This is a genomic window from Pseudoalteromonas sp. TAB23 (assembly GCF_000498075.1).
GTDB classification, from domain to species: Bacteria; Pseudomonadota; Gammaproteobacteria; order Enterobacterales; family Alteromonadaceae; genus Pseudoalteromonas; species Pseudoalteromonas arctica.
The window spans coordinates 1-24333 of record NZ_AUTP01000299.1; the positions used below are offsets into that span (position 1 = coordinate 1).

The 24333-nt window shown below is 39.1% G+C and carries 18 protein-coding genes and 2 pseudogenes (1 of these 20 only partly in view); 10 read left to right on the forward strand and 10 right to left on the reverse strand.

Annotated elements, in window-relative coordinates:
* Positions 1-1332, reverse strand: a pseudogene (locus L654_RS01000000126420) (IS4 family transposase); the annotation flags it as partial.
* A gap of 140 nt (positions 1333-1472) precedes the next feature.
* A complete protein-coding gene (locus tag L654_RS0118715) occupies positions 1473-2078 on the reverse strand; it encodes a TIGR04211 family SH3 domain-containing protein (RefSeq protein ID WP_007584830.1) in 606 nt (201 codons plus the stop codon).
* A gap of 294 nt (positions 2079-2372) precedes the next feature.
* Between L654_RS0118715 and L654_RS0118720 the strand changes: the two genes are divergently transcribed.
* The 4 genes from L654_RS0118720 (at position 2373) to L654_RS0118735 (ending at position 7677) form a co-directional block, all read left to right on the forward strand.
* Positions 2373-3896: a CYTH and CHAD domain-containing protein gene (locus L654_RS0118720; protein ID WP_024608753.1), complete on the forward strand. Its 1524-nt coding sequence runs from the start codon at positions 2373-2375 to the stop codon at positions 3894-3896.
* Complete coding sequence (locus tag L654_RS0118725) at positions 3897-4562, forward strand: START domain-containing protein (RefSeq protein ID WP_010555504.1); 666 nt, start codon at positions 3897-3899, stop codon at positions 4560-4562. It begins immediately after the preceding gene.
* 87 nt (positions 4563-4649) lie between these two features.
* Complete coding sequence (locus L654_RS0118730) at positions 4650-5459, forward strand: phosphate/phosphite/phosphonate ABC transporter substrate-binding protein (protein ID WP_024608754.1); 810 nt, start codon at positions 4650-4652, stop codon at positions 5457-5459.
* Positions 5460-5532: 73 nt separating this feature from the next.
* Positions 5533-7677, forward strand: a complete 2145-nt coding sequence (locus tag L654_RS0118735; protein WP_225305781.1) for an ATP-binding protein — start codon at positions 5533-5535, stop codon at positions 7675-7677.
* 39 nt (positions 7678-7716) lie between these two features.
* Here the strand turns inward: L654_RS0118735 and L654_RS0118740 are convergent, their stop codons facing one another.
* Positions 7717-9234: a carboxypeptidase gene (locus L654_RS0118740; protein WP_024608756.1), complete on the reverse strand. Its 1518-nt coding sequence runs from the start codon at positions 9232-9234 to the stop codon at positions 7717-7719.
* 365 nt (positions 9235-9599) lie between these two features.
* Here L654_RS0118740 and L654_RS0118745 point away from each other — a divergent pair, with 365 nt between their 5' ends.
* The 4 genes from L654_RS0118745 to mrcB all read left to right on the forward strand — a co-directional run bounded on the left by L654_RS0118745 (position 9600) and on the right by mrcB (position 15114).
* A complete protein-coding gene (locus L654_RS0118745; RefSeq protein ID WP_024589291.1) occupies positions 9600-10823 on the forward strand; it encodes a response regulator in 1224 nt (407 codons plus the stop codon).
* Positions 10824-11043: 220 nt separating this feature from the next.
* Positions 11044-11382 carry a P-II family nitrogen regulator gene (locus L654_RS0118750; protein WP_004587162.1) on the forward strand — a complete coding sequence of 113 codons (339 nt, stop codon included), beginning with the start codon at positions 11044-11046 and terminating at the stop codon, positions 11380-11382.
* 9 nt (positions 11383-11391) lie between these two features.
* Positions 11392-12621: an ammonium transporter gene (locus L654_RS0118755; protein ID WP_010555509.1), complete on the forward strand. Its 1230-nt coding sequence runs from the start codon at positions 11392-11394 to the stop codon at positions 12619-12621.
* A 150-nt stretch (positions 12622-12771) separates the two neighbouring features.
* Complete coding sequence (gene mrcB / locus L654_RS0118760) at positions 12772-15114, forward strand: penicillin-binding protein 1B (protein ID WP_024608757.1); 2343 nt, start codon at positions 12772-12774, stop codon at positions 15112-15114.
* Positions 15115-15179: 65 nt separating this feature from the next.
* Here the strand turns inward: mrcB and L654_RS0118765 are convergent, their stop codons facing one another.
* From L654_RS0118765 to L654_RS0118785, 5 genes are all read right to left on the reverse strand, one after another.
* Positions 15180-17021, reverse strand: a complete 1842-nt coding sequence (locus L654_RS0118765) for a methyl-accepting chemotaxis protein (protein WP_024608758.1) — start codon at positions 17019-17021, stop codon at positions 15180-15182.
* Between the two features lie 178 nt (positions 17022-17199).
* Complete coding sequence (hemL, locus tag L654_RS0118770; RefSeq protein ID WP_024608759.1) at positions 17200-18480, reverse strand: glutamate-1-semialdehyde 2,1-aminomutase; 1281 nt, start codon at positions 18478-18480, stop codon at positions 17200-17202.
* A 33-nt stretch (positions 18481-18513) separates the two neighbouring features.
* Positions 18514-19512, reverse strand: coding sequence for an aspartate carbamoyltransferase (locus L654_RS0118775; RefSeq protein ID WP_024608760.1), 999 nt, complete (start codon positions 19510-19512; stop codon positions 18514-18516).
* Between the two features lie 114 nt (positions 19513-19626).
* Positions 19627-20061, reverse strand: a complete 435-nt coding sequence (locus L654_RS0118780; protein ID WP_007584864.1) for a CopD family protein — start codon at positions 20059-20061, stop codon at positions 19627-19629.
* 15 nt (positions 20062-20076) lie between these two features.
* On the reverse strand, positions 20077-21759 hold the full coding sequence (locus tag L654_RS0118785; protein WP_007584866.1) for a chloride channel protein: 1683 nt from the start codon (positions 21757-21759) through the stop codon (positions 20077-20079).
* 322 nt (positions 21760-22081) lie between these two features.
* On the opposite strand from L654_RS0118785, the gene erpA reads away from it, so the two are divergent.
* Positions 22082-22420 carry an iron-sulfur cluster insertion protein ErpA gene (erpA, locus tag L654_RS0118790; RefSeq protein ID WP_002958911.1) on the forward strand — a complete coding sequence of 113 codons (339 nt, stop codon included), beginning with the start codon at positions 22082-22084 and terminating at the stop codon, positions 22418-22420.
* A 49-nt stretch (positions 22421-22469) separates the two neighbouring features.
* Here the strand turns inward: erpA and L654_RS0118795 are convergent, their stop codons facing one another.
* A complete protein-coding gene (locus L654_RS0118795) occupies positions 22470-22658 on the reverse strand; it encodes a hypothetical protein (RefSeq protein WP_010555198.1) in 189 nt (62 codons plus the stop codon).
* A 452-nt stretch (positions 22659-23110) separates the two neighbouring features.
* On the opposite strand from L654_RS0118795, the gene L654_RS0118800 reads away from it, so the two are divergent.
* Entirely contained in the window at positions 23111-23350 is a 240-nt protein-coding gene (locus L654_RS0118800; protein ID WP_007584874.1) for a helix-turn-helix transcriptional regulator, read from the forward strand.
* A gap of 70 nt (positions 23351-23420) precedes the next feature.
* On the opposite strand, the pseudogene L654_RS01000000126425 reads toward L654_RS0118800, so the two are convergent.
* A pseudogene (locus L654_RS01000000126425) lies at positions 23421-24333 on the reverse strand (MFS transporter); it runs 475 nt beyond the window's last position.

Genomic DNA, 24333 nt, shown 5'->3' on the forward strand with positions numbered 1-24333 from the left:
AGGATGGCTTGTAACTTAAGCCATCCTTGCCATAACACTTTCACAGATGCACGCCCTGTGCGCTTGGTATCTTTCCAGCCTCCTAACTTTGCCAGTTCCTGATACGCCCATGACATATTTGGAGCAGTTTCAGGCAATGGTGTTTTTATTCTCTTTAACCACAATAACTTCCATGCTTTGGGAGATAACAGTTGTTCACAACTTGGAGAATCAGGCTGCTCATTGGTGAACTTTAGTTGCAATATTCGCGTCGCAATAAAGCCATTAATCGTCACCAATCTTTCCATGTTATCTTGGCTTTGAAGGCGTAAACTTTCGATATCCGTGCCATCACTTTTCCAGACTTTATGGTATTCCTCTACAAGCCAACGGTGCTCATAGTAGGTGATGATAGCTAAGGCGTCTTCTTTGCTGGTGACTGGTTCACTGGTTAATAGGTGCCAGCTTAAGCCGTTCTCAGCGTTTCCTCGCTCTGCACAGCCGACATAGTAAACTGGTAGGGAGCGTCCTTTCTTATTGTAAGGCGCTTTGAGTGTCACTGGCGCATAGGTGATATCCAGTGTTGCGCTTCGGGCTTTTCTTCCTCCTTTTTGTGCAATGTGGATGTGTTTGGTGCCTGCACTCATCAGCTCGCTTGCGAACGCATAGAGCTTATCCTCACCTTCTTCAATATGACGACTTTGCATCGAGCGTACGACGAATCGTTGCTGCTCGGTCAGTTTATACTGCAAGTATTCGTAGATGTCCGCTTCGCGGTCACACACCGATATCACGTTCGCCATTTGTCCTTGCAGCCGCTCTGCCATCGCTCGTGACGCTGACTCCCACTTGTAACTTTCTTTTTCTTCGTAAGAAGTCGTCGCGTGTTTTTCTCTTTTTCCAATCGTGTTGATATCACGACTCCAGCGAGACTGTTCAATTAATCCCACAACTTGCTTTGTGTCTGGCGCAAACAGTAATACGCTATGAGCTAACAAGCCTCGTTGTTTTGCTCCTCGTCCGACATGACCCAAATCATCTCGAATGGAGGAATGTTTATAAATTAGTGTGGTCGTGTCTTCTAATGCGAGCAATAAGTTATGACTTTTTGCTTGTTCAACCGTGGCTTTAAAGCCTGACTCTGCTATAGCCGTTGCGTCAATATTCTCGTTGCGAATAAAGCGGTAGGCACCTTCCATATCNGGCGGGGGATTGAGTGATGTTCACAAGTGGTTTTCCTGGTTCATTTGCAAGCGTTGATGCTAACTTTACCAGACGCGCTGTTCTTCTTGGATCACCTAAGTCCGATTTACCGAATTGTTGTTTTGCCCAATGAGTATGTTCGTTAATCATAATGTGCCCTCAAACAAGATTTGAAGATCTGATCATGACATTGAGATTTAGTTCAAAAAAATCCCCGCTAATTTCTTAGCAGGGATTTGTGTATAAGAGACAGCTATAAAGCGGCTTTTTGTATTCTATAGAAAGGAAGGTTATGCCCAGCCTTCGTAGCGTTTACGACGTGACAACACTATCGTTAATATAATACCTAAAAACAGGCCTAAAAACGCAATAGCACCACCGTAAGTAAGTAGCTGACGTTTCTCTTTTGAGCTAGCAGCTTCCTTTTGGGTGCGCTCTTGTTCTAGTGTCGTTTTAAGCTTAGTAATTTGGGCCGATAACTGCAGGTTTTGATCAGTTAAAGTTTGGTTTTGCTCTTGTAGCTGCGGAAGTTCTATTTGAGCTTGGCGCAGGTTTTCTTGCATAGTGCTCATTTCGCTACTTAGTGTTTTGTACTGTTGGTGTAAGCCTGCCGTTTTGGTAACAAACTTAGTTTCTATCCAACCTTCGCGGTCTTTATCATCTTTAATTTTTATAAAGCCGTTTTCTTCAGCAGATAACAAGGTTAACTTTGTTCCAGCATCTACAGAGCCGAGTAGTCGATAATTCTTACTCGCACCAGAGCGCATAAAAGTATATAAATTATCGATAATATAAGCGGTGTTTGCATTAGTTGAATTTGCAGGTTTTGCTTCTTCTGCATAACTCATAAATGTGGTGGCTGTTAAAAGTAGCCCTAATAAACAATGTTTTAGCATTTATCTACCTTGTTGATCTAACTGCGTCCGTTATGAACGTGATTTTCATTTCACATAAGTAGTTAGATAGTATGGATTAAATAGCTCAATAGCAAGACTGATATTGTAACCCAGTAGCAGTTACCTAGCCCACTAGGTTACAAATCTCGCCCCGCGATTAAATTGCCTCTAGATAGAACGAATTTTAATCCACAAAGGTCAACAGGCACTAAAATAAGGCTAAAAAATTTGCATTGTTAGTGTGCTTTGTTTATTTTGAGCACTTATTTATTTTAAAGGTAATCCGCAAACCGAATGGATACTGAGATAGAACTGAAATTTTTGGTATCAGATGCCGTTATTCCACTGATCCCCTCGTTAATTACTCAATTTGCAAAAACGGTGAAGAATAAACCGTCACGCAGCTTACAAAATGCATACTACGACACGCCAAGCCGAGAGCTTAGAGGGCTTGACATTGGCTTCAGAACTCGCTGTTCTGACAGCAAATGCGAGCAAACTATAAAGCTTGCAGGTGAAGTTGTAGGTGGTTTACACCAACGTCCAGAGTACAATTTACCAATTGAATCAAGTCGCCCTAATTTAATGGCGTTTGATGCTGATATTTGGCCTCATGGCATGCAAATAAGCGCAATCTCAAAAAACTTGTATCCAATATTTAGTACTAACTTTATTCGTCGTACTTGGTTAATTGAAACCGAAAGTGGCGCTAAAATTGAAGTTGTACTCGATAAAGGTGAAATTGCGGCTTCGGGTAAAATTGAAATTATTAGCGAGCTTGAAATTGAGCTTGTTGAGGGCAGTCGTAATGAGTTGTTTGCGTTTGCAGATGTACTGGTTAGCCAGAACTGTATCCGTTTAGGATTATACTCTAAGGCCGCGCGTGGTTATCGCCTTGCAGATGAAAAACCTTTAACACCAAGCAAATCTATTGGTTTTGTTCAATTACCAAAGTCGACTACCCAAGAGCGTGCTTTAGTTGAAGCCATGAACTTTGGCATTCGCTTTGTGCAAAAGCATGAGCAATGCTATTTCGATAAGCCAAGTTTAAAAACGCTTAAACGCGTAACTGACGGCATTAGCCTAATACGCCATACTTTTTGGCTGTACGACGATATAGTATCCAAAGAAAGTACAGAACATTTACGTACAGAGCTTAAATGGTTATTAAGCGAATTAGCGTGGGTAGAAAACGCGATTCAATTAAAAACGTACACGTCTAAACGCCATGCTTTTTATAAAAAAATTAATGCAGCTCCAGCACTTACTCAAGTCATTGGTGATTTAAAAGAGTTACAGCCAAGCATTAACGATATAAATGCACTGTTTCATAGCGCGCGTTATAATCGTTTATTACTGTCGTTAACTACGTGGTTAATTGATAAACAGTGGCGTAAAGATTGGGGGCAAATAGAGCTTCAAGCGGCTGAGCAAAACGTGTCTTCCATTGCGAGTAGGCTTTTTAATAAAGACTGGAAAAATCTGCACGAACTGCTCCCAAAAGAACAAACACTCGATGTCGCTTCGTATTTAAACCTGCGCACTCAACTTGAAAATAGTTTACTGAGCGGTAACTGCTTAGGATCGTTATTTGATAAAGAAGAACGCTTAGAGTTTAGATTGCCTTGGCTTGATATTTCTCATGGTATTTATGAGTTAAGCACGCTTGAGTATTTAAAGCAGTTATGTGCCGGGCAAGAAGACGAACAGCTTGCTAAAATCCAATCATGGCTTGAGCAAAAGTCTGAATATTTGGTGAGTGCGATGGAGCAAAGTCGCCTTGCTTCATTTGACATAGAACCTTACTGGCAAAAATAAATGATGCACTTTTGTAATAAAATTCAGTTGCAAAAGTGCTTATTCGTTATTCTTTTATCAGTTAGTTTTAACTCTTACGCTGAGCCAACATGGCATTTGTATAAAAACAAAAATGGCGTAAGTGTGTATTATCAAAGCCACAGTGATAATACCTTTGAAGTGAAAGCGCAGATGAGCGTGAAAGGTGTATCCACCAATGAGTTTTTAGAGTTACTTAGCGATACCGATGCCGCACCCCAATGGCTCGAAAATGTATCTCAGGTAAAGGTTATTCAGCACATAAGCCCATCAGAAAATTTAGTGTACAGTTATTTTAATTCTCCTTGGCCTGTTAGAGATAGAGATAGCATTACTCATTCTTGTTATTCACAGTTAACTGCAAATAAAAGCCAATTGCTTATTAATGCGCGCCCTAATGAGCTGCCCCAAAATGATGGTGTTATAAGAATTACTACTTTAAATGCTCGCTGGCTACTTAGTGAGGATAAAGGCCGCCTTGATATTGAATACCAAGTATATGCTTTGCCTGATGGGTCAATACCTACTTGGCTAAGCAATAAGGTCGGATTGAAAAGTACTTACAACACATTTATGAATTTGCACCAAATGCTCACACATAAAAAATACACACCAAAACTACCTGTAATCAAAGCCGGTCAGTGCTAAATATCGAATATATAATAATTTTATGGTGTGTTGAGTAGTCTTTAACTACGCTTAAGCAATAATGACACGCTATTATTTGGAGAATTGATGAAGTATTTAGTGGCTATATTATGTTTTATGCACAGTTCACTCTTATTTGCTCAAGAATATACCTTTGGTGTAGTGCCGCAATATGAGCCGCAAAAGCTAAATGCTATTTGGCAACCTTTGTTAAAGCAAGTAAGTAAGCAAACAGGAGTAACAATAAAGCTAATTACAGTTGAGTCTATTCCTGTATTTGAAAAAGCCTTTGCTAATGGCGAGTACGACTTTGCATACATGAACCCATGGCACAGTGTTGTAGCATATGAAAAACAGGGGTATTTGCCACTAATAAAAGATGCAGGGCGAAAGCTGCAAGGTATTTTGCTCGTAAATAAAAATAGTGGTATTGATAATTTAAGCCAACTAGAGGGCGCCGAAATAGCATTCCCTGCACCTAATGCATTAGGTGCGTCATTATTAATGAGAGCCGACTTAGCGTTGTTGTATGGGCTAACAATAAAGCCTGTATATGTTCAAACCCACCCTTCGGTATATTTAAATGTAGCACTGCATTCAACAATGGCGGGCGGTGGTGTAATGGGCACCTTTAAACAACAACCAGAAAGCTTGCAAAATAAGCTTAAAATTCTTTATAAAACGCGTGAAATTAGTCGCCATCCAATTGTAGCCCACCCAAGGGTTGACCCTACAATACAGTTAAAAGTGCAACAAGCTATTTTAGATATTGGCCAAAGCGCAGAGCATAAACATTTGCTTGCAGGTATCCCAATTATTAAACCTAGTATTGCAACTTTAGCAGAGTATCAGCAGTTAACTCAGTGGGGCTTGCGCTCATTTTATGTTGAAAATTAGAGGGTTTCGTAGTTTAAGGGCGCAAAGCTTTATTGTTGTATCGCTTTGTGGCTTGCTTATGGCCTGTCTTTTTATGTTTTACGCATTACCTGAACAAGCGCGTTGGGTAAACGATGGGCTTTCAAAGGCTGCTCAGCGTTCTTTAGCGCAGTTATCGACTTCTATAACGACTCCGTTGTTAACTAGGCAGTATGCAGAGCTATATGAAGAAATAGACAGCCAACTCCAAACTCGCCCTAACTGGAAAAGTATTAAAATTGTTGATGTTGATTCAAAAAACCAATTATACCCGCTTGAAAATTGGGTTGGAGCAAATGGAAACGGCGACATGTTGTTATCTCAGCAGGTGGTGTTTTTAGATAAACCGCTGGCTAATATTAGCTTGGTTGTTAATTTTACGAATGAAATAAACGAATCTTCAAAACTTCATTACACCTTAATATATATACAATTTATTATTTTAGTTATCGTTTTTATAGGTTTAGCTTGGCTGGTGGATTACAGGGTTACATCGCCTTTGAGGACGTTAAAAGGGGGGTTTTCACGTTTAGCCAAAGGTGACTTTGACTGCCACATAGATAAACAACAACAAAACGAAGTGGGCAGTGTAATAAGTGCATTTAATAACATGGTTGATGAGGTTGCTAATAACCATCAAAAATTAAATGTATTACGAATTCAAGCTGAGTCAGCAAGTAAAGCAAAGTCAGATTTTATGGCCAGTATGAGCCACGAATTAAGAACCCCATTAAATGCAATTTTAGGCTTAGCCCAGCTGTATGGATATGATGAGAGTGCTAATAAAGTACAAAAAGAAAACGCGAAAAGTATTTATCAAGCTGGAGAACATTTACTATTACTTATAGACGATGTACTTGATTTAACGGCTATTGAGTCGGGTAATATGCAGTTTAGTTTTTCTTATGTGCCTATTAAAAGCATATTAGAGGAGTCAGTAGAGCTCGTCACTGAGCTTGTTAAAGGGCAATCAATAACACTGCATACCCAAGGTTTCGAGTCCTTAGAAGGGTTGAGTATTTATATTGATCAGCGCCGCTTTAAACAAGTGATGCTTAACTTGCTTTCAAATGCGATTAAATACAACAAACCAAATGGCAGCATTAATATAAATTGCCGGGTGTTAAGTAATAAACAATGCGAAATAGATGTAACAGACACCGGATGTGGATTTGCTCCAGATGACATTTCTCGCTTATTTAAACCTTTTGACCGTTTAGGAGCTGAAACCAGTAAAGTGAACGGTACGGGTATTGGTTTAGTGATAACTAAGCAGCTGGTAGAGCTTATGCAGGGGTCTTTAAGCGCGCAAAGTGAGCAGCACAAAGGTTCTTGTTTTACACTAAACTTTAACAGCTTTGAGCAAACTGACTTGCCAGCACAAGTGCAAGTACCTCAAATAATACTGCAAAGCTTAGATACAGTAACTCTTCCTACGCTTGAGGTTTTAGTGGCAGAAGATCAGGTTACAAATCAGCAAGTATTAAAACAGCAATTAACCATGCTTGGAGTGTGTTCTACTTTTGTAAGTAATGGGGAACAAGCCTGGGAAACTCTGCAAAGTAACCATTTTGATATTTTGTTAACCGACATTCAAATGCCTTTACTCGATGGGTTAGGGTTAGCCAAAAAAATACGCGAAAACACTCATTTTGATAAACTTATTATAATTGCAATTACGGCCAACATTACCAAAAATAATATAGATAATTGTTATGATTGTGGAATGAACGGCTTTTTAACCAAGCCCATTGAGCTTGTTAAATTAAAGTCGTTATTGATGGAGCACTCTCAAACAGTGGTCAACACGCGATCAGAAAAATCTGATGGTGAAAATATAGCTTCAGATAGTTTTGATCAACTAGATATCTCGTTATTAAAAGCAATGCTTGGTGATGATCCTACTGTGCACTGCATGGTGTTTAATGCGTTTTTACAAACGGCAGGGGAGCAAATTAAATTAGCTAATGCGTATGCTAAGAGTAAAAATTATGTTGATTTGGCTTTTCAGGCCCATGCCTTAAAGTCGTCGTCAAAATCGGTAGGGGCTATTAAACTGGCTGATATATGCCAGCAGATCGAAACGTATGCAGAAAATGAATCTATTGATAACAATGAAATGCAAAGTCTCGAGACCTGCTTCAACGATGTAGTAACGCAACTTAAAAGCTATTGTTTACGATATGAAAAACGCACATAAAAAATGGCTCATAAAGAGCCATTTTATGTTTTAAATATTTTAGTATTTAGCCGCTTCCCCTTTCTTAGGTAAAGCGTCCTGTATAAAGTCACGTAAATCGTTATTAGAGCTTTCTAAGTCAGCGTGGCGAAGGTACATCATGTGTCCACTTCTGTAGCCCTTAAAGCTCAAACGGTCTTTCATTTTACCGCTTGGGTCTAATTGCCATAACGTATATTTAGCGTCAAAGTAATTGGTTGCACCATCAAAGTATCCTGATTGAATCATCACGTTTAAGTAAGGGTTTTGCGCCATTGCTAAACGAAGATTTTCACCCGTATTATTACCGGTTCTATCCCATGGGTGAACATTACCAAATAAATTATATTTTACATCTGTTTTATAGTTTAACTCTTCACGTAAGTAGTGATTAATTGCAGGAGTGAAAGAGTGTAACCAAGAGGTAAGTTCAGCCCAGTAGTCTGGGGATTCACCCGCGCCTCGTTTATCTATTCCTAAATAACGAGAATCTAAGCGACCCACAGTTTGACCACGTTCACGTAGTAGCTCTTTCCAGAAAAATCGAGTTGGAATATCCAAGTTATTTTGTTCAACAAACTTTTCTGATAAGCCAGCGTAGTGTGCCATTTTTGTAATAATTCGACGTTTTTCTTCAGCATTAATAAAGCCACCCTTAGCAAGCGCTGGGATTAACTCGTTTACAGTAAACTCTTCAACTTCAGGTAATAACTCATCTAGATCTTTAGCTTGTAAATCGGCTTTAAGTGCTTTGTGATACCAAGCAGTCGCTGCAAAGTAAGGTAGGCGGTTAGCGGCTTTAATCGGGCCGTCGCGCTTAATACCAATATCAGTAGGTGATACGAGAACAACACCGTTTATGTACATCCATTGACTATTTTGAAGCTCATGAGCTAGGCCTGATACACGTGTTGTACCGTAGCTTTCACCAATTAAAAATTTAGGCGATCGCCAGCGCTCAGCTCTATTTACAAAAGTATTTAACCACTCAGCAAGGTATTTAATATCGGCATTAACACCAAAAAATAGCTCTTTTTGTTTTACTTTAGAAGGAAGTTCGCCTTTTTCGTTTTCAAGTACGCGAGAGTAGCCTGTATTTACAGGGTTTACGTAAACAATATCGGCAATATCAAGTACAGAATATGGGTTGTCTTTTACGCCATAAGGTTGAATTGGATAGCCTTCGTCATCAATTTTTAATACGCGAGGGCCAGTATAAGCAAGGTGCATCCATACAGAAGCCGAACCTGGCCCGCCATTAAATGAAATAAGTAATGGGCGAGTTGTCCTGTCGTCAACTTTGTCGCGTGTATAGTAGGTGTATTGCAATGTCGCAACCGCGTCGCCTTTATCATCCCATACAGGTTGTGTGCCTGTGGCAACGGTGTAATTAAAGCGTTGACCGTTGATTTTAGCTTTATGTTGAGTAACAACTTTGCTGTCTACATCAATACGACGTTGGTTATCGGCAAGCGTGCTTGTACTGATTATTAATGCAATAACAGTTATCGGTAAACTGATAATACGGCTAAGCTTCATTAGGTGTCCTTATTATTGTTGATACACCATTAAAGACATTAATGAGTTAAATAACAAAAGTATTGAGACTAGTGGCCGATAATACTAGTTAAGTAAGGTATTAATGCGCTTAGAGACGCACGCTAACCACTTTTATAGTTATTTGGGATTTGGTTTCTTTATTTAGTTAATCACAGAATTCAGGTATATTGCGGGCCTACTTGTATTGATTTTATATACAGGCTATCACCAAAAAAATCTAATGGATTACGCTTTCAAGCACATAAGTGCACTCTACACCGGATGTTTATGACTAATGCTATTGCAGTAATAGCGTTGTATTTGTCGTTTTGTTACAAAATTAATTAAAGGTAAAGAGAAGCTTTATGCAAAGAGTATTAGTGGTTGAAGACAGTAAAGTAGTGCAGCAGGTGCTTCGCCACTTAACTGCACAATACCTTGATGTAGCAATTGATTTTGCTTGGTCTTTAGCAGAATGCGCTACGTTCGTAGAAAAGCACGATTATACGCTTGCGTTAGTTGATTTAACTTTGCCAGATGCTCCGCACGGTGAAGTTGCAAAATATACTTTATCTAAAAAAATTCCTACGGTTGTTTTAACCTCAAAAATAGATGAGTACAAGCGCCAACAAATGCTTGAATTGGGCGTAGTTGATTATGTTATTAAAGATAATCGCGATTCTTACCATTATGCCGTTAAGCTCGTTGCGCAATTACTCAGAAATCAAGGCTGTAAAGCACTAATAGCAGATGACTCATTACTAAGTCGCTCTTTAATGAAGCAAATGCTAGAAAAGCAATTGTTTGATGTAACAGATGCCCATGATGGACAACAAGCACTCGAAATATTAAAAGCTAACCCTGATATAAAGCTACTTATGACCGACTATGCTATGCCCTCTATGGATGGCTTTGAACTTGTCAAAGCGGTACGTAATTTTAGAGGCCGAGACGACTTAGCAATTATTGGCTTGTCGGGCGCGGGGAAGCATGGCCTATCAGCACGATTTATTAAATATGGCGCCAATGACTTTTTAACAAAGCCATTTATGAATGAAGAGTTTCATTGTCGAGTACTTCAAACAATGGAGCAACTGTCGTTAATTTCAGATATTAAAGAAAGCGCACATAGGGATCACTTAACAGGGCTTCATAACCGACGCTACTTTTATCAATATGCAGAAAAGCTCCTTAAAAGTAAAAACCAGAAAAATACTTTGGCATTGCTTGATATCGACTTTTTCAAAAACATTAACGATACATTAGGCCATGAAGGCGGCGATCAGGCTTTAAAGCAGGTTGGTTCATTAATACGATCTACGTTTTCAAAGTTTACGGTTGCACGGGTTGGCGGAGAAGAGTTTGCCATAATATTACCAGAAATAGAGCTAGAACGCGGTCGTGAATACTTTGAAGCATTTAGGAAAAAGATGGCTAGTTACGATTTTTCTATTAGCGATAAATCAATTAAAATTACCACCAGTATAGGCTTGGCTGACTTTCAAGACACTAGTCTAACGCAGGCTATGCGTGTTGCTGACAAAGCATTATACGAAGCTAAAAACCAAGGCAGAAACTGCGTGGTATAACCCTTCTTAAACAAAACTAGGTACGTGATAAATATATAGAGATATAGCACGCACCAATGTAGCTGACTTGTTAAATTAACGCACCTAATTGGTGCGTTTTTTTTGATCTTGAGTTTGTATTTTTTACTAAGTGGCTGTTTTTAATTGATATAAAATAGTGGCACAAAGGTTGGATTGTTTAACCCAATAGGATAACAATAAAGAGTCCGAGGGGGCCGCTATGAAAATGATTAGTGCAATCATAAAACCATTTAAATTAGACGACGTGCGTGAAGCACTCGCTGATTTAGGAATTGAGGGGATGACAGTAGTTGATGTTAAAGGTTTTGGACGTCAACGAGGTCATACTGAGTTATATCGTGGTGCAGAATACCAAGTAGATTTTATTCCTAAGATCAAACTTGAAATTGCAACTCGTACTGAAAATTGTCAACGCGTTGTTGAAGCAATCACTAAAATTGCATCAACAGGTAAAATTGGTGACGGTAAAATTTTCGTGTACGACTTGGATCAAATTGTTCGTATCCGTACTGGCGAACTTGACGAAGAAGCAATTTAAGGGGGTCTCATGGAAAATACAATAATAGAACTAAAGTTTTCACTCGATACCTTCTATTTTTTAATATCAGGTATATTAGTAATGTGGATGGCAGCAGGTTTTGCCATGTTAGAGGCGGGCTTAGTTCGCTCTAAAAACACAGCTGAAATTTTAACTAAAAATGTCGCGCTATATTCAATTGCATGTACGATGTTTTTATTAGTTGGCTACAACATTATGTATGTAGACAATGCCGAAGGTGGTTTTATTCCTTCAATAGGCGCTTTAATTGGTACACAAGCTGCCGATGCTGACCATTCTTTAGAATCTGACTTTTTCTTCCAAGTAGTATTTGTTGCAACCGCTATGTCGATTGTATCGGGTGCTGTTGCTGAGCGTATGAAACTGTGGGCTTTCCTAGGTTTTGCTGTAGTACTAACTGGTTTTATTTACCCTATTGAAGGTTACTGGACATGGGGTGGTGGTTTCTTATCTGAAATGGGCTTTGTTGATTTTGCAGGTTCTGCAATTGTGCATGGCGCAGGTGCAGCAGCTGCACTAGCTGGTGTATTAATCCTAGGTGCTCGTAAAGGTAAATATGGTAAGAACGGTGAAATATACCCAATTCCAGGTTCAAACTTACCACTTGCTACACTAGGTACATTTATTTTATGGATGGGTTGGTTTGGCTTTAACGGTGGTTCTCAATTACTACTTTCGGATAAAGAAAACGCAACTGCAGTAGGCCAAATATTACTTAACACCAATGCAGCAGCTGCAATGGGTGCTATTGCAGCACTGTTTGTATGTAAAGTACTTTGGGGTAAATCAGATTTAACAATGGTCTTAAATGGTGCATTAGCTGGCTTAGTTGTTATAACAGCAGACCCTCTATCACCATCACCATTAATGGCATGTCTACTTGGTCTACTTGGTGGTGCACTTGTTATATTTAGTATCATAGCACTTGATAAAGTTAAGATTGACGATCCAGTGGGTGCTATCTCTGTTCATGGTACGTGTGGCGCATTAGGTATTATGTTAGTACCGCTAACCAATGGTGACGCAAGCTTTGTTAATCAGTTAACGGGTCTAGTATGTATTCTTGCCTTTGTATTTGTAGCATCATTTATTGTTTGGACTGTGCTTAACAAAACAATGGGTATACGAGTAACCGAAGAAGAAGAACTAAACGGTATGGATCAACACGATTGTGGTATTGAAGCCTACCCAGAGTTTGTTTCTGTTCGAAATAGCTAATAGTTTATTTAAATAATAGTGTGTTTACACAAAGCCCTACTCCGGTAGGGCTTTTTTTGTTTCAGGGGGGGTTAACTTTTCGGATGTTACGATATATCCAATATGCTAAGCTCACACTCGTGAATAACCCTTGGAATAAATTACACTTAAATGGCCGACAATAAAAAAACACCTACCAGTAAACCTGCAGTTAAACGTGCAAGTAAATCGTCAAGCAAGACAAAAAAAAGCACCTCAAAGGGCAGTAAAAAAACAGTGGAAACCACTGTTAAACGCTCTTTTATGAGAAAAACATGGTCAGTGTTTTGGAAACTAAGCTTGGCTGTTTTTATTGCAATGGCAATGTATTTCATTTATTTAGATTCAAAAACAACGCGTATATTTGAAGGTAATAAATGGCAACTTCCAGCGCAAGTGTATGCTCGTTCTATGGAGTTTTATCCGGGGCAATTTTTATCAAGCCAGGAAGTAGTGTTTGAGCTAGAGCGTTTAAATTATTCATCGGTTAATAGATTAAGCCGCACAGGGCAGTTTGTTAAAACAGCAGATAGCATCAAGATTTATCGTCGTGATTTTGAATTTTATGATGGCCTTGAAGAATCACATATTATTGAACTTCGCTTTGCAGGGCAAAAAGTTGCGACCATTAAAGATAAATTTGGCAGACGTTTAAACTCTGCCCGTCTAGAGCCTGTGCAAATAGCGCGTATTGGTAATGACTCTAAACAAGATAGAGAATTTGTACCACTAGATAAGTTTCCAGCAATGCTAAAAGATACGCTATTGGTGGTTGAAGACCGTGATTTTTACGAACATCATGGTGTATCAGTGTTTTCTATTTTACGCGCGCTTTATTCTAATATTAAAGCGGGGCGCACCGTTCAAGGTGGTAGTACGCTTACTCAGCAGTTAGCTAAAAATATTTACCTAACACGTGAGCGTTCTTTAGTACGAAAAATAAATGAGGCCTTTATTGCCCTTATTTTAGATTATCGTTATTCAAAAGATCAGATATTAGAAGCTTACTTAAATGAAGTATACCTAGGGCAGTCATACAACCAAGGTGTGCACGGTATGGGGCTTGCTGCTGACTTTTACTTTTCAAAGCCGGTAGATGAGCTTGAGTACGATCAAATTGCTTTGCTGGTGGCAATGGTAAAAGGTCCATCTTATTACAATCCACGTCGCTATAAAGAGCGCACAATGGAGCGCCGAGACTTAGTGCTTCGCCTTATGGTTGAAAACAAGCTACTTAGCACAAAAGAGTACCGTGCATCGCTTAATCGCCCAATTGATATTGCGCCAATGAAAGCGAGTTTACAAAAATCATATCCAGGTTATTTAGAGTTAGTAAACAGAGAACTAAATGAATTATTGCCAGATCAGCAAACACTTGATGCTGGCGTAAGAGTGTTTACTTATTTTGACTTACAAAAGCAAACAGCAATGGAAGAGTCTATTGAAAAGAGCTTACCGTACCTGGAAAATCGTCCTAGAACCGAAAAACTAGAAGCAGCCATGATCTCTGTTAATGTAGAAAAGGGCGGTGTATCTGCACTTGTTGCAGGGCGCGATGTTCGTTATTCAGGGTTTAACCGTGTTTTAGATACAAAACGTAATATTGGCTCGCTGGTAAAACCTGCTGTGTATTTAACCGCATTGCAATTACCACATTATAATTTAGCTACTTTGCTTGATGACTCGCCAGTACAGGTTACAAATGAGCAGGGAAAAGTGTGGCAACCAGAAAACTTTGATCATCAATACCGTGGTGCAATCCCTCTTTACAAAGCATTTAGTAACAGTATTAATATTCCAGCGGTTAATTTAGGCCTCGATGTAGGTGTTGATAAAGTTGCGAAAACACTAAAAGGATTAGGCGCTAAAGGGGCGATAAACGAATACCCATCGTTGCTTTTAGGGGCTGTTGAAATGTCGAGTTTTGAAGTTGCTCAGCTTTATACGACAATTGCTGCAGATGGCGAATATAAAAAGCTCACTGCAATTTCGGCATTAACTGACTCGGTTGGTAAAGTACTTTATAAGCATAAAGTAAATGCAGAGCCTCGTTTTGATAAATCTGCAATGTATATGACTAAATACGCGATGAAACGCGTAACGAAAGACGGCACTGCTAAACGCTTAAATTTACACTTCCCATCAATCCAACTAGCAGGTAAAACAGGAACTAGTAACGATTTACGTGATAGTTGGTTTGCAGGCTTTGATCAAAATACAGTGACTGTTGCGTGGCTTGGTCGAGACGACAACAAAAGCACGGGGTTAACAGGCAGCGTAGGCGCATTAGAAGCGTATATTCGTTACTTAAAGCCACTTAACCCACAAGCAATAGCTGATACGCGTCCACCATCAATACGCTGGGCATTTGTAAATGAGCAAACGGGTAAGCAGGCACCACCAGGATGTGGCAAGGTGATTCAGCTACCGCTTAGAGCGAGTGAGTTCGAGCCAAGACCACAATGTATTCGTTAATTTAAGATTACTTTAAACAACAAAGCCGCTTATTTAGCGGCTTTTTTGTGAGTTGTAGTTAACGCTTAAGATTTAAAAAACTGCATTGATTTGGTTAAATCATTAGATAAGCGACTTAGCTGCTGTGCATCTTGCAGCGTTGATTGAGCTGATGTTAGCGTTTGATCTGCTAAATTGCTCACCTCTTGCGAATCATTCAATGCCTGTGTTGTCGCATTTGACTGCTGTTTAACACGCTCTGCAATAACTTCACCTTGATGTTTAATGTCGCCCATACTTTGCTCTGCGCTTTGCAATACTTCATTGGTTTGATTGGCTGCTTTTACCGATTGCTCCATTTTTTCAACACTTGAACGCATTTTTTGCTGAGTGTCGTCAGATGCTTGTTGTAAGGAGCTAATAATTTGGTGAATTTCTTGTGTTTGTGTTTGTGTACGCTGAGCAAGAGTTCTTACTTCATCAGCTACAACGGCAAAGCCTCGGCCATGCTCGCCAGCTCGTGCAGCTTCAATAGCGGCATTTAGTGCAAGCAAGTTTGTTTGATCGGCTATCTCACTAATACCTTTGCTAACTTTGCTAATTTCTTGGCTATCTTGTGCTAGCTTATCGAGCGCTTGTTGGCTCTCTGCAAATTCAATTTGTAGATCTTGCATATATTTAGCAAGCTCCATTGTATTGTCTGAACCTTGTTTTACATGCGCAGCAGCATCTTGCGCGGTAAGCGTTGCTTGATGGGCTGACTCTTCAACTGCAAGTGCGTTTTGAGCCATTTCGCTTAGTGCATTATAAATGGCATTTACTCGGATTTGCTGTTTTGAAACATCATTGCTTGTTTGGCTACTCGCATGTGATAGCGATTTAGTTGCGCCGCATAGCTCTTCTGTACTTGCTTTAACATCAATTAATAAATGTGAAAATGCATTAAGTAATGCGTTGTAGCGCGATGCAATAATTCCCATTTCATCATTAGTGCTCGAATCGATAGTGGCATTTAAGTCGCCATTCGCGGCTCTATTCGCTGCATCAGCAAAGCGATTAATGGTATCAACAACTGCAAAATAAAAACCAATCATCAAATAAAATGCAAATAACAAACTAATTAATGAAGCAGCTAAAACAAGATTTCGAGTCCACTGTTGAGTTTGTAGTTTTGCTTCAATAAGGCTCTCAAGCGTTGGAATACTCTTACTAACAAGTTGATTAATACTGCTGTGAACATTGTTTGTTAGTTTAGTAAATTCTGATTGAGTTAATAAAATATCGTCTGGCTCAAGTAGTTTTTCATCTATCGCTTTTTTAAATGCACCAACAGCACTGTGTAAATTATCTAACGAGGGCATGAGCGCTTTATTTACTGACTTGTCTGCATTGGTGGCTACATTGAGTATTTTATCGAGTTGTTTTTCATATAAAGGCAGTGATTTACTAAAATTTGAAAGTGCTATAAACGTATCTGGCGTAAAACGATTACTTGCCAAAACAGTGTTTGCGCTTTGCGCTGTCGAGTTTATTTGCATTATAAGTGCAGGAATTGGTGTGACTAAAGAGCGGTTTACGTAAGCACTAGCTAACTGGCTATCTAATGCTAAGTTAGACTGGATAGAAACAAGTTCAAGTACATCATTTGCTTGATCGTCTTTTATATCAAAACCGAGTGAGCGAGCAATTTTTATATTTTGATTTGCTTCCCCCTGCATTTGATTTGAGAGTATTGACCTGTAGCCTTTTAAACCTTGTTGCTGCATTTTTGAAACAGCGATACTTTCACTTAATAATGAGACTAAAAAAAACAAACTAAGTGCAAGAGGAACGAGTAAAATTCCAAACATTAAGCTGATTTTAGTTTTGTATTTTAAATTTGCCATTAGCTGGATAGCGGGAAAAGAAAATTGGCGTAATCCTGACATAAGGCTCTCTTGTATTTTTGTAATTAGGGTAAAGGTGAATAGACCTTGTTATGCTTAATTATCATTCATTTATAGTACTTTACAAATAAAAAAAGCCCTTTCGGGCTTTTTTCAATCTTTAGTCTTAATTACACACTGTAAAAACAAGTGCTTATAAAATATAAAAAGTAATTTTAACTTAAAGTTTAGCAAACGAGCGTTCTGCTGCCGCTATTGTTTCTTTTACTTCTTGCTCAGTATGCGCAGCACATACAAAACCAGCTTCAAATGCTGATGGAGCAAGGTACACACCTTCTTCAAGCATAAGGTGGAAAAAACGTTTGAAGCGCCCTAGGTCGCATTCAGTAGCTTGTTTGTATGTCGTTACTTTTTCAGCATCGGTAAAAAAGAATCCATACATGCCGCCAGCATAATTAGTTGTTAATGCAATGCCTGCTTTTTTAGCGCCAGCTTCAAAGCCTTCACAAATTGCTTTAGACGTTGCTTCTAACTTATCGTGTAGACCTGGCTCACATAATAGCTCAAGTGACTTTAAACCTGCAGCCATCGCAATAGGGTTACCAGAAAGAGTACCCGCTTGGTAAACAGGGCCCACAGGCGCAATGTAATCCATTATTTCGGTTTTACCACCAAATGCGCCAACAGGCATGCCGCCGCCAATGACTTTACCTAAACACGTAAGGTCTGGTTTAATGTTGTAATACGCTTGAGCGCCGCCAAGTGCAACACGAAAACCCGTCATTACTTCATCAAAAATAAGTACTGATTTATATTCGTCACACACATCACGCAAACCTTCTAAAAAGCCAGGCACTGGTGGAATGCAGTTCATGTTACCGGCTACTGGCTCTACAATAATACAGGCAATTTCGTCAGCGTATTTTGCAAAAATAGCTTTTACTTCATCTAGGTTATTAAACGATACAGTAAGTGTATGCTTAGCAAAGTCCTCAGGAATACCAGGAGAATTAGGTACGCCCATTGTTAGTGCACCAGAGCCTGCCTTAACTAATAACGAGTCAGCATGGCCGTGGTAACAACCTTCAAATTTTAATATTTTATCGCGGCCGGTAAAGCCACGTGCTAAACGAATTGCACTCATTGTTGCTTCAGTGCCTGAGCTAACCATGCGTACTTTTTCGATTGATGGAACCAGCTCTTTTACTTTTTCAGCCATTAGTATTTCGGCTTCAGTTGGCGCGCCATAGCTAAGGCCATTTTCTACTGCTTCGTGCACGGCTTGTTTAATTGCAGGGTGGTTATGGCCCATGATCATAGGCCCCCAAGAGCCAACATAATCAATGTAACGATTACCGTCGGCATCAAATGTAAACGCGCCTTCTGCTTTTGTAATAAATAGCGGCGTACCGCCTACACCATTAAAAGCACGAACTGGCGAGTTTACGCCACCTGGAATAGAGGCTTGAGCGCGTTCAAATAAGTCTTGGCTAATTGTCATGAAAAATCCTATAAATTGTCACTTAAAGAGGGTTTAGCTGTCGCGTTTGCGGCTAAACCAAGGTACGTCCACTTCATACTTATCGACTTTATTTTCTACGCCGAGTGTTAAAGCAAACAGTGCCATACGAATTAATACGCCATTTTGTACTTGGCGGAATATTGCTAAATTGTCGTTACTGTTTAAGTCGTTATCAAGCTCGTTGGCTTCTAAGCGACTATCACGTGGTAACGGATGCATTAACACAGAGTTAGGTTTGCAATGAGCGCTGTAAATAGATTGGCTAATTCTAAAACCGCCACGGTATTTATTTGCTTCTTCTTGTGAAGGAAAACGCTCTTCTTGAATACGTGNGGCTAAATTACCTTCCATCTTGTTTACTAGCTCAATTTTGTGTCCTGCATTTTCTACGGCATCTAAAATGCTCGTTGGCATTTGTAGGCCATCAGGCGCGACCATCGAAAACTTTACGTTTTTATAATGGCACAATAGCTTTGATAGAGAATGCACTGTGCGACCATATTTTAAATCACCCACAAGCGCTATATGCATGCCATCAATATTTTGATCAAAACGGTGTAATTCACGCTCAATGGTTAATAAATCAAGTAATGCTTGAGTCGGGTGCTCATTTGGGCCGTCGCCGCCATTAATAACTGGCACAGTACAGCCATCAGCAAATTCACTTACTGAGCCTGCATCGGGGTGGCGCATAGCAACAGCATCGGCGTAAGCTGAAATAACGCGCGCGGTATCGTAAAGTGATTCACCTTTTGCAAGCGCTGAGCTTTGCATACCTGTAGTTTCACGTACACCACCGCCTAGTAAGTTAAAGGCTGTACCAAAGCTAACTCGCGTGCGAGTACTTGGTTCAAAAAACAAATTAGCTAAAATAGCGCCTTTAAGCACCGTTGTTTGCTTTTGTTTTTTAGCATAAGGCTCCATTTTTTTAGCTACTGCAAAAATACGTTCAATGCAGTCTCTGTCTAGCTGATTTACAGACAGTATATGTTCGCCTTGGAAACTTAACATGGGGTAATTCCTAATCAATCAAATGGGCGCGATAATCCATAAATGGAGCACGCAATCGCGCGTGTTATAGCAAGTATTGTAAATTGCAGCGCAGTTTAACATGCACCGAAACGCTTATAAATTAGGTTTTATTACCGCAAGTGCCACAATGATGAGCAGCGCAATAACAGGGAGCTCATTAAAAATACGGTAAAAGCGGTCTGTTTTAGTGTTTCGGTCATGTTTAAAGTCACTTAATAACTTAAAACAGTAGCCGTGGTATAGGTATAAAATAATTACCAGTACAAGTTTGTAATGTAGCCACATACTGTATTTAAACCAATCACGACCATATTCAACAATGGTTAACACACCAAATACAGCCGTTAAAACAGCAAATGGGGTTACGAAATAAAGTAACCTGCGCTCCATAACTTTAAGCATAGAGTTACATGATCTTTCTTCGCTCATTGCGTGATATACAAATAATCGAGGCAAGTAAAAAATACCGGCAAACCACGCAATCATAAAAAATATGTGGAGTGTTTTATAAATCAATAATGCGCTCATAATAGTCCTTATTGCTTAAAGTAAGCTGTTACGAATGGTTAAAATATGATGAATTTGATCCCAGCGTAATAGCCCCATAATTTGTTGATTATCTAAAAGGTTATAAACGTAAAGCGCGCCACTTCTTTTATCTTTTAGTATATCGAATGCATCGGCTAGGGTGGCTTGGCTGCTGATGCCCTGCAAGCTAATGTAATTTATATTTATTGCTTCATCAGACATTAGCGTTAAATCGTATTCAGCGAGGCGATAGCCATTTTCTTCGTCAAAAACAATCAAGGGTGTTTGGCTATCCATGGCATCAAGCGTATTTTTTATTTGCTCTTTATCGTCTGAGTAAAGCAATTTAAAGTCTTCATCCATATCATCCATTATTCCCACTTTTTGTAATGCTTCGGTAGCGGGAGATACATGGTACGGCAATCCCTGAAAATCTAATTGCTGCAAAAATATGGAGCGATTTCCAAAAAATTGTAATGCAGTTACATATGCAGTGGTTATAACTATCATCGCAGGAACGATTATTTCAGGTGATGATGTAAGCTCCATTACTGTTGTTAATGCAGCAAGTGGTGCATGCAGTGTAGCCGCTAATAATCCAGCCATACCTAAAACCCCATACGTACCCGCAATATCAGTACCCGGGCTAATATATTGAGCAAAAAAGGCCATTAATGTCCCAATTAATACACCAAGCCCAATTACCGGACCAATTAAACCGCCCGGAATACCCAAACCAATAGCAAACAATGTGGCAAGTAGTTTTGCTATTAAAATGGTAGTAAGCAGCTTTACGTTATCAGGCGATTCAACCGCGATAGTAATCGCACTCATACCAGAACCCATAGCATGAGGCACCGCGTAAGCTATCAAGCTGGCAATACAGCCTGCGATTAGTAAACGAGGAAACATACTTAAAGGTTTAAATGTTTTAATAATTAGCATTAAATTTTGATTAAAGCTAAATGCTATAGCGCCCAGCGCCATACCGCATAATATTAAATAAGGGTAATGCCAACCACTTAATGGCGCTATTGTAATGAGTGCAAGTTCAGAGCCTTCACCAAAAACAAACTGCGTAGCGAGTGCACCAGTAACAGCAGCAAGCATGATTGGCACAAATATGTGTACTTTATATTCTCGAAGTACCACTTCCATTACAAAAATAACGGCTGCAAGTGGGGTATTAAACGAAGCGGCTATACCTGCTGCAACGCCGCAACCACTTAAAGTACGCATGGCGTTATGCGGTAAATGTAGTTTATCCGCTAAAATACTCGCACCTGTTGCGCCCATATGTACGGAAGGCCCTTCTCGGCCAACCGAAAAACCGCTAATGAGTGCAAGTGCGCCACCAACAAATTGATTAACCGTATTGTATAAAGGCATTTGCCCGTAATGGCGTTTAATACGATGAATAACAAAAGGAATGCCTAAACGGTAATGTTTAAAGCCAGTAAATGCAGCAAAGCACGCAATTAAAAATGCGGCTATTAATGGCATTAAAACGCGTTCAAGAGTGGGTAGGGTAGTAAAGTCGTCAGGTGTTTCCAAAAATAAGCTTTGAAAAAACAAAATAGTTAAGCGAAATAAAATAATAAAAAATGCAGCAATTAATCCGGCAACTACGCCTAATAAGCATAATTGTACAGATGTTTTAGGTTTTGCCAGTCGACGCCTGAGTTGCTCAAGCCACATGCATTATTTCCTCGCCGCATTTTTCAGCAGCATTTTAGCAAAAGAGTTTAGTTAAGTCCTTGTGATTTTGAATTTTTCGTAACTTATATTAACAATTTGCAGTAAAGATTAAGACCTATTTTTTATAACTAAAATTTTTAATGAATTTATAGTTTACAAGGGTCGCTTTTAGTTTGCTTAAGTATTATTTTAGTGAGCTAATGTTTAGCCACTTTTTTACTAATTTATAGGTATAACTTAGAGTAAAGAGTTGTTTTACTATACTTGATTAAAACACTCGGGTATTAGATAATCACGCCATTGCGATATTGAGGGTTTTAAAATGTCTGAAGAATTACCAATTAAGTTCAGCGATGCAGCTGCTGTTCGCGTTAAACAGTTAATCGACGAAGAAGAAAATCCAGATTTAAAACTGCGTGTTTATGTAACAGGTGGTGGTTGTTCTGGTTTTCAATATGGTTTTACTTTTGATGAAAAAGCGAATCCTGGCGATTTAGAAATTGTAAAAAATGGTGTAACACTCGTTATCGATCCAATGAGCATTCAATATTTGGTTGACGGTGAAGTTGATTACACTGAAGGATTAGAAGGCGCACGCTTTTTTGTATCTAATCCTAATGCAACAACAACCTGTGGTTGTGGTGCAAGCTTTAGCGTTTAACAGCCAAACGCTAAATAGAATGAAGCCGCTTTTGCGGCTTTTTTAATGCCTACAAATCGGTTGGGGCATATTCGGTTATTTGCATTATCAATACAAAAAACCCAAGTACAAAAGCAGAAAACGCTAAAATGTATATAAAGCCTTTTTTTCCTTGCTTAATTGGTACGCCGTTGTGGCGCAAAAAAAAGTACCAACCCAAGCACAACACAATCGGTAATAAAAAAAGAAGTCTGAACATTATTCGGCCTTTTTGGTGCTAATTATTGCTTAATCATAAACATGTGACGATAAATTGGAACAAAATTGTTATAAAAATTCATTTAAATATTTTATAACTAGAAATTAATTTATTAATACTTTTTGAGTACTTAGGTCAATATTCAGCGTTTATAAATATTCACTCGTGTTCATATTTGTACCGAGTATGTAATTAGTTATTTAACCAAAGTGTTAATAGTATATAATGTATCCAAGAATGAGACGGGCAAAATTTCATTCTCAATAAAAACAAATCTTTACCACATTATTAGCGTAGTTTTTTAGCTATATTGGTGGAGTGAGTAGCAACACATGCTTTGTTAAGCAATAGCTTGCTATTGAAAATATGGTATGACTGCTTACTTGCCTACAGCTATTGATAGAGACTACTGCTTTAATAGGTACGTCAAATCATCTAGTAGGAGATGTAAAATGATGGGCAAAACAGTTTCTTCTGAAGAAAATGCAAAGCTAACAAAGTGGCTTAAAAGTAAGCGCCACGAAAAGGGTCATACAATGCGAAGCCTAGCACAAGTGCTGGGAACGCCTCATTCGTTTATCGGCAAGATTGAAAATCAAGAACGCCGTTTAGATGTGATTGAGTTTGTTCGTTATTGTACAGCTCTAGAAGTTGATCCACATGAAGCACTTAGCTTGCTAAAAGTAGATTAACTCAAACATTGCTTAGTACACTTTAAGGGGCACTTGATAGTGCTAAGCAATATGTTAATGCAGGGATGCATTAAATATTTTTATGATAATTTTTCTCAAGCTCATATAATTTATGCCTAATCAGGTATAAAAATATCAGCGAAGGTATAACCATCAAGGCTGTTAAAACAAAGAACAGCGACCAATTTCCCATTAACCAATCATCAATTACTACACCACTGTAGCTCGAAAGTAACGTTCGTCCTAAATTCCCTAATGACGCCAGTAATGCATAGTGTGTTGCACTAAATGCTCTATCGCATAACATCGATATAAAGGCCACCATAGCGACCAGCGACCATGCTTGCGTAAACCCATCAATAACAATAGCAAAGGCATACAGTCTTAAATCAGGGCCAACTAAAGCAATCCACGAAAAGGCTAAGTTTGAGGCCGCCATCGCAATGCCACTAACAAATAAACCCTTAACAATGCCATATTTTTGATTAAATAAACTGCCAACAAAGGTAAATATGATTGTAAGTACGGCAGTACCTACCTTTGAAAATGTAGCTATATCGCTATTGCTAAAACCAATTTCTTTATAAAAAACAATCGACATTCGCCCTAAAAACGCTTCGCCTATTTTAAATAAGAAAATAAACGCAAGTAATGCCAGTGCCGTTTTAACGCCATTTTTAGTAAAAAAAGCTCTAAAGGGATCAATAACGGTTACCGCGAGCCACGCAACAGTTTTTGTAAGAGGGGTTTGTTTTGTAGAGGACAGTTTTTCAAGGTACACACGTTCAAGCTCGGCATGTACCGCTTCTCTATTTGATTCAGGCTCTTTTGCAAACAATGCTCCACTCATTAGCAGCAGCATTACAGCAGCTAAAAAGTAATAAATTTGTGGCCAGTCGAGCGAGGGGATATCAGCCATATAAAATGGAATTGCACCTAAAAGCGCATAACCTGTCCACCAACCAGACGTTGCCATAGCGGCT